The sequence below is a fragment of the Mesorhizobium sp. M0862 genome, assembly GCF_040319795.1.
Lineage (GTDB): Bacteria > Pseudomonadota > Alphaproteobacteria > Rhizobiales > Rhizobiaceae > Mesorhizobium.
This window is the reverse complement of sequence record NZ_JAMYOJ010000055.1, coordinates 1-1,506: the sequence shown is the minus strand read 5'-3', so window position 1 is coordinate 1,506 and position 1,506 is coordinate 1. Positions and strand designations below refer to the sequence as shown.

The following is a 1,506-nucleotide window of genomic DNA, read 5'->3' as shown; positions in this document are numbered from 1 at the left end:
GATGAAGCCGAACAGCGCCGTCATGGCGACCGCCACCCACAGCCGCCATTTCCAGATGCGGGTCATGACGACGAACAGCAGCACCGTCGTCACCAACATGTTGCCGGTCACCGAGATGCCATAGGCGGAGGCGAGCTTGCTCGATTCGCCGAAACCGACGACCAGCAACATCACCGCCAACGCCAGCAAAACATTGACGCGCGGCATGTAGATCTGGCCCGACTGCCGTTCCGACGTGTGCAGGATTTCGAGGCGCGGCAGCATATTGAGCTGCACCGCCTGCCTGGTCAGCGAGAAGGCGCCCGATATGACCGCCTGGCTGGCGATGACCGTCGCCGCGGTTGCCAATACCACCATCGGGATCAGCGTCCAGCCTTCGTTCATCTCGAAGAATGGATGGCCGACGTGACCGTTCTTCGCCAGCACGAAAGCGCCCTGCCCGGCATAGTTTAGCAGTAGGCAGGGAAACACGATGGCCAGCCAGGCGAGCACGATGGGCTTGCGGCCGAAATGGCCGAGATCGGCATAAAGCGCTTCGGCGCCGGTGACGGCGAGGAAGATGGCGCCGATGGTGACGAAGGCGACATCGGGCGAATTGATCAGGAAGGCGACGATGTAGTGCGGGCTGACCGCCCACAGGATTTCGGGATCGGCGATGATGTGGTTCAAGCCCGAAAGACCGATAGCCAGGAACCAGACCGCCGTGATCGGCCCGAAGATCAGCGCCACACCGCCGGTCCCGAAGCGCTGCACCGAAAACAGGATCGCCAGGATGACCAGCGTCAGCGGCACGACGTAGGGCTGGAAGGTCGGGGTAACGACATTCATGCCTTCAACCGCCGAAAGCACCGAGATTGCCGGCGTGATGACGGCGTCACCGAAGAACAATGACGCGCCGACAATACCGATGGCCAGGATGATCGCCGAGCGGGTCGGGAAACTGCCGCGCGCCAGCGCCATCAGCGACAGCACGCCGCCCTCGCCTCGGTTGTCGGCTCTGAGCACAAACATGATGTATTTGATGGTGACGATAATCGTCAACGACCAGATGATCAGCGACAGCACGCCCAGAATATCGCCGCGCTCGGCGATTTCGCCGCCGGAGGACGCAACAAGCGCTTCCCGGAAGGCGTAGATCGGGCTGGTGCCGATGTCGCCATAGACCACGCCGAGCGCGCCCAGCATCAGAACTTTGGTGCTGTGCTGTTCGATTTCGGGATGGCTCGATTGTTCGACGGGTTCTGCCTCAATACCAGCATTGGTAAGGGCCATGGACGACACTCCGATAAGCGCGCGGTGCTCTACGCTTGCTGCGATGCAATATCAAGTGCCGTGACGGTAGGGCTACCATGTTCCCAGCGCAGGGCTTGCCCCGCAATGACCGGTGCGTGGCGTCAAAGGCTGCCGGAAACCTCAGATCGCCACCTGCGTGCCGATCTCGACCACACGTCCGGTCGGGATCTGGAAATACTCCGTCGCATCGGCCGCCGAGCGGGCGAGCCCGAT

Annotated in this window: 1 protein-coding gene; it reads right to left on the bottom strand. The window is 62.0% G+C overall.

Annotated features, from left to right (window positions below; genetic code table 11):
- A partial coding sequence (locus tag NKI15_RS31890; protein WP_352888179.1) for a KUP/HAK/KT family potassium transporter occupies positions 1 to 1,272 on the bottom strand: 1,272 nt, incomplete at its 3' end.
- Positions 1,273 to 1,506 lie beyond the last annotated feature (234 nt).